5 protein-coding genes and 1 pseudogene are annotated in these 5,893 nt (G+C 57.0%); 4 read left to right on the top strand and 2 right to left on the bottom strand.

What is annotated here, in order from left to right:
- Positions 1-216, bottom strand: a 216-nt coding sequence (locus PH551_RS32465; RefSeq protein WP_285196332.1) for a transposase, incomplete at its 3' end; no start/stop codon positions are given.
- Positions 217-527: 311 nt separating this feature from the next.
- On the bottom strand, positions 528-968 hold the full coding sequence (locus tag PH551_RS33120) for a Tn3 family transposase (RefSeq protein WP_004676276.1): 441 nt from the start codon (positions 966-968) through the stop codon (positions 528-530).
- Positions 969-1,760: 792 nt separating this feature from the next.
- On the opposite strand from PH551_RS33120, the gene PH551_RS32455 reads away from it, so the two are divergent.
- The 4 genes and pseudogenes from PH551_RS32455 to PH551_RS32440 form a co-directional block, all read left to right on the top strand.
- On the top strand, positions 1,761-1,886 hold the full coding sequence (locus PH551_RS32455) for a hypothetical protein (RefSeq protein WP_004676277.1): 126 nt from the start codon (positions 1,761-1,763) through the stop codon (positions 1,884-1,886).
- A gap of 114 nt (positions 1,887-2,000) precedes the next feature.
- Positions 2,001-3,086, top strand: coding sequence for an HlyD family secretion protein (locus tag PH551_RS32450; RefSeq protein WP_008533948.1), 1,086 nt, complete (start codon positions 2,001-2,003; stop codon positions 3,084-3,086).
- Positions 3,087-3,113: 27 nt separating this feature from the next.
- The gene (locus PH551_RS32445; RefSeq protein ID WP_004676279.1) at positions 3,114-5,261 is read left to right on the top strand and encodes a peptidase domain-containing ABC transporter; all 2,148 of its coding nucleotides are present in this window, start codon (positions 3,114-3,116) and stop codon (positions 5,259-5,261) included.
- 108 nt (positions 5,262-5,369) lie between these two features.
- Positions 5,370-5,852, top strand: a pseudogene (locus PH551_RS32440) (IS3-like element ISRel21 family transposase); the annotation flags it as partial.
- Between the last annotated feature and the right edge of the window lie 41 nt (positions 5,853-5,893).

The raw sequence follows: 5,893 nt of genomic DNA, 5'->3' as shown, positions 1-5,893 counted from the left end.
ATCCGCGACGATCTTCTTCAGGCGCGAATTCTCGTCCTCGAGCTGTTTCAGCCTCTTCATCTCCGGTGGCAGCATGCCCGCGTATTTTTTCTTCCAGTTGAAATAAGTCGCCTGGCTGATCCCCGCCTTCCTGCAGATTTCAGCAACCGACACGCCTTCATCACCTTGCTTCAGAATGAACGCCTTCTGAGCGTCCGAAAACTGCGACGCTTTCATCGTCTTCTGGTCCCTTTCCCAGCCAGGAAAATGCACCGGAAAACTCTAACCAAAACTGGTCCAGTTTGAAGGGTTCAGATCAAAGTGCACAAGATGGTGGCGAATGGGAACGTAGGGTCGTCGCCTCGATCGCCAAGAAATTGAAAAGGGGCCAGCGAGGAGCGCCTTTTGGCTCGCATCGCCGGGTCCGCGATCAAGGCCCTCGACGGAGCGGTGCCGAAATTGCCGAACAGGCGATACTTTCGGCTCTGGTCCGCAAATACAAGACTGGCGGTTCCTAAGCAGCGAGCCCAGGCGGTGCCACGTTCCTCCTACGGCATTTCATTATCCACGCATGTTGCCGAGGCTGCTGAGCCTGCTCGAATTCCGGAATAATGCAGCACATCGGGTCCGCCATCGCGGCGCTGGAATGGCTCAAGCGTCTGATCGACGAGGACGACAGACGGATCGACCCGTATCGATCCGAGACCTGGCTGTAGGCCTGAAGGCCTAGCATCCTGCCGTATTTCACGTTTACCAGGGCGTCGCCTTGCGCTGTGGCGGCAAATAATAGGCCGTCGCTCGAAGCCGGAGTGCCCATGGATCGGTAACCCCGCCTGCGCCTCGACCACCCTGGCTAGCGCCCGGTCGTAGGCTTCGCTCTCGACATGCCACTGTCGAACACGGATTAACACCCACAAGGTGTGGGTGTCTGTGGCATCGGCCATCATGCGCAGGCCAAAGCTAGTCTCTTCTGCGAGGATGACGTTCATCGCAGGGCGCTCCTGTACGCAGATGACTGAATGCTTCGCAGAAGCCAGTCGCAGCATCCACGTCTGGACGTCGCCTTCGCAATCGAGCCGCCCGGAATCGTAACAGCCCGAGCTGGCGCGGCCAAGCTCGCGTAACCGGATGTCGAGGTGAGCTTGAGATTTGCCAGCTATCCTCCTGTCGCAACGGCCCCGCGAGACGATCGCTGTCGGCCACAGCCTGGGCCGGAACAAGTGCAGGTCTGAGATCGCCATAGCGTCGGGACCCGCCCAAGCATTGTCCAATAGGTCTCGTGTTTCTTTTCGCATCCGGTGGATCTTTTACTTGACACATCCGGCCATAGCATCTGCCAATAGGGACAAGGCCCGCGGCACCAAGCGGCGCATCCGCGCCCACTATCGTGCGGAGGGCCACTAACAATTCACCAGGTTTCAGAGTGAATCAGCAGCAACAAAAATCGACGGCAAACTCGATGGGGGCTACGCGGATGGGGGCGCGCTTACTGAGCGCCGAGTCTCAACTGTACCGTCGCCACCGAACTTTGGAGCTGTCGATCCTGTTCAGGACGTTCATTCAGAACCCTACTCGGTTTGTCGTGCTTGCGACAGCGTGATGTGCGGTTTGGCACGTCTCGGCGCTCTAGGGCAGCCATTGAATAACATACAGAACAGTTTTCTGATGCTTTTCGCTCCTTCTGCATTGGCACGAATCTTGAACCTTTTTGTTGCGCGCCGCTAGGAGCTCCCAACGGGGGCCTTGGCATCTTCTCAATCCAGCTCTGAACGGAGACACCAATGATGAACAACATGGCAGCCTATCGTGTAACCGAATTAACCCCTCAAGAAGCAGCTGAAACCTCCGGAGGTTGGTATTTTTGGGTTTACTTGTTTTTGCGACGTTACGGACACTTGTTTGGTTGATAAGCGAGCTGGCTCTCGATGGCTCCTAGTGACTACAGACTAGCAGTTCCCCTTTCTGCTGAAACGGCCAGCTGCACCGCAGAAAGCATACTGGCGCGACGATCAGGACGATCCTTGAGCATTTATAGGGCGATCTTGCTCTTCGTCGCCGCGGCATTTGGCTCACTGCCACTCGTTACCATACCGGTCTCCATGCAGAGTGTCGGTACTATTCGCCCGATCGTGGAGAAGACGCCCCTGATAGCGCCCGTCTCCGGACGCATCTCCCGTGTCCTTGCCTTTGAGAACGATGTCGTTGCTAAGGGGAAGGAAATAATCGCCTTTGACGATCATGTAATCGAGGAAAAGCTCAGCGGGGTTTTAGCCGACATTCATGCCAAGAGCGATCTTGCCCATGACTTCCAAACGCTGATTTCTTCCGGCGCAAGGCTCAGCGTCTCGCCCCCCCTCCAAACCGAATCCGCGACGGCTGAAAGGGTGCATTTTCTCAACTTGCTGCGCGAGAACCAAAATGCGCGCAGTAACGCCGCGGCGGAACTCGACCGCGCAAAGCGACTTGTCTCGGCTGCTGCGGCGCCGGCGAAGACCGTTGACGAGAAGGCTTTCGCTCTCCAAAATATCGAGGTCCAAGGCGAGATCCTCGTGCGACGCAAAACCGCTGATTGGAACCAGAAGCTCCTTGATGCTAACCTGCGCTTAAAGGAACTCACGGCCACCTTGCATCAGCTCGAGCACGAACGGGACCTGCACCGCATCCGCGCCCCAGTATCGGGTGCTCTCGAGCAGTTCTCCGGCCTCGCGCACGGAAGCTACGTGCAGAGCGGGCAAACCGTTGGTTGGATCTCGCCGAACGACGATCTGGTGGCGGAAATCTACGTCTCCCCCAACGACATTGGCTTTGTGCAGCCTGGTCAGCCGGTGCGGCTCCAAGTGGATGCCTTTAACTACAACCAATGGGGTGTCATCAAAGCAAGGGTGGTCGAGGTGGCGCAGGACTTCACTCTGCATGACGGGAACCCGGTCTTCAAGGTCCAGTGCGCGCTCTCTCGCAGCGAACTCGCGCTGAAAAGCGGGGCCATCGGCCACCTGAAGAAAGGCATGACCGTGCGGGCTCGCTTTCTGTTGGCCAATCGCACTCTCCTGCAACTGCTCTACGACGAGGCAGACGATTGGCTCAACCCGATGCTGGCGGGGCGCTAATATTGTCCCAACAGCCAGCGAGCCTCCATGTCGAGTAAGGCCATTAAGTTCAAACAGCGTGACATCACGGATTGCGGCGCCGCCAGCCTCGCATCTGTCGCAGCCTTCTATGGCTACAAGTTGCCATTGGCGCGCATCCGCCAGTATGCGTCGACCGACCGCTCCGGTACGAGTGTGCTGGGGCTCACGGAAGCGGCGCAGAAGCTGGGCTTCATCGCGAAAGGCGTCAAAGGTGGCTTCGACAGCCTGTACAAGATCCCCAAGCCCGCTATCGCGCACGTCGTCAAGGAGGACCTGCACCATTTCGTAGTGGTCCATGCGATCGACGCCAAGTGGGTCATCGTCATGGACCCGGCCTTGGGCGAAATCTGCAAAGTGCCGCATCAGGAATTCATGGAGCAATGGACCGGCGTTCTGGTTTTGCTGGTTCCGGCAGACACATTCAATCGTCGAGACGAGACCACGTCGCCCCTCGCCCGATTCGCCCGCCTACTCGCGCCACACCGCACGGTGATGGCGCAGGCTCTCGTCGGCGCTCTTGTGACGACCGTCCTCAGTCTCTCGACGGCGATCTACGTTCAGAAGATCGTTGATCACGTGATCCCAGCGGGAAACCGCAACCTGCTCAACTTGATGAGCATCGCAATGCTGCTGATCCTAGCGATACAGATCCTGATCAACCTCCTAAGAGGCCGACTCGTCCTGCAGACGGGGCAGAAGATCGACGTATGCTTGATCCTCGGCTATTACAATCACATCCTGGCCCTGCCCCAGAAGTTCTTCGATAGCATGCGCATGGGAGAAATCGTGTCGCGCATGAACGACGCTGTGAAAATCAGGAGCTTCCTGAACGACGTTTCGATAAACATGTTTGTTGACATTTTAATGATACTGTTCTCGTTCGGAATGATGTTCATCTATTCCTGGAATATTGCTTTGATCGTGGCGCTCGCCATTCCAATGTACATCCTGGTATATTGGGCCATCAATCGGATGAATCGAAATCTCCAACGAGTCATCATGGAAAATGACGCCAAACTCGAGGCGCAACTGGTAGAATCACTCGGAGCTGTCTCCACCATTAAGACTTCCGGCGTCGAGAGCTTCGCAAACTTCAAAATGGAGACCCGCTTCGTAAAGATGCTGCATTCCGTCTACAGCTCCGGGCTGATCTCAATCTGCGGCGACAACGCCTCGACGTTGCTGTCGGTCCTGTTCACCATCGTGCTGATGTGGTTTGGAACCACGCTTGCGCTCGAACAGGCCGTCACGCCCGGCGAATTGCTGTCCTGCTATACGTTGCTTGGCTATATCACCCGGCCGGTCGCCCGCCTGATCCAGACCAACCGGATCGTTCAAGACGCGTTTATCGCGGCGGATAGACTTTTCGAGATCTTTGAACTGGAGTCGGCAAGCAGCAGCGGCATCGATGCTACGAAGACCGATCTCGGAGATATTCGCCTGGAGAACGTCACATTCCGCTATGGCGCGCAGGCGGAGGTTTTCAGCGATCTAAGCGTCTCCTTTCGCCAAGGAGAGTTGACGGCCGTCGTGGGTGAGAGCGGCTCGGGCAAAAGCACCCTTGCGGCTCTGCTGCAGAATGTCTACCAGCTTGAGGATGGATGCATTCGGATCGGCCAATATGCCCTCCAGGATTTCTCGAGCGCATCACTGCACAAGGTCATGGCTGCAGTACCGCAATCGATAGACGTCTTCTCCGGTTCCGTGATCGAGAACATCGCCCTGGGCGAGTTCGAACCGGAGTTCGATAAGATCGTACGCATCTGTGATCGAATAGGACTGCGGGAGTGCATCGAGCGCTGGCCCGGGCGGTTCCAGGCCCATCTGGGCGAGAACGGGGTTCGCCTCTCCGGAGGTGAGAAGCAGCGCCTCGCATTGGCTCGGGCCCTGTACCGGGATCCCGACGTTCTAATCCTTGACGAAGCGACCTCCTCTCTGGACTCGGCAGCCGAAGAATTTGTGCTGCGGGTTGTTGAGGATCTGTCTCGCGCTGGGAAGACCATCATAGTCATCACTCATCGGTTGAGCACCGTTCGTGGGGCGGACAATATTGTGGTCCTGGACAAGGGGCGGGTCATTGAGGAGGGAAAGCACGCTGACCTAGTGAGAACTGATGGCCCTTACGCTCGATTATGGCGGGCGCCAAGGTCGTGATCCGTGTAGGCCCTGTCGGCTCGAGGATTGAAAACGGTTGTGAACGTCACGGTTAAGCAGCATGGCAACATTGTCGGCTGTGAACTTGAAGCGGCGGTGATCGGAACGTGGGCGATGGACTTCGTTCACGACCAACTCGCAACGGGTAAGAAACTGCGCGTGCTGACGGTGGTCGACACCTTCTCGCGCTACGTGCCGGTGCTTGATCCACGTCATAGCTATAGAGGCGAAGACGTTGTGCAAACCCTTGAACGGGTGTGCCAAAAAGCCGGCTATCCGAAAACGATCCGTGTCGACCAAGGGACCGAGTTCGTGTCGCGCGACTTGGACCTGCGGGCCTATTCCAAGGGTGTGACGTTGGACTTCTCACGCCCCGGCAAGCCGACTGATAATGCTTTCATCGAAGCGTTCAATGGCCGCTTCCGTGCAGAATGCCTGAACCAGCATTGGTTCCTGACCCTTGCGGATGCCCGCGAAAAGATGGAGGATTGGCGTAGATACTACAATGAGGAAAGACCTCATGGTGCGATCGGCAACAAGGTGCCGATCTCGTTGGTGAATTCGGGAGGCGCAACCAGCCCGCCTCCCTGAATGAAGCCGGAAAACTCTAGCATCCGGTGGTCCAACGTTTG

The sequence above is a fragment of the Rhizobium atlanticum genome, from assembly GCF_030182485.1.
Lineage (GTDB): Bacteria > Pseudomonadota > Alphaproteobacteria > Rhizobiales > Rhizobiaceae > Rhizobium.
This window is presented reverse-complemented; position numbering and strand designations above follow the sequence as displayed.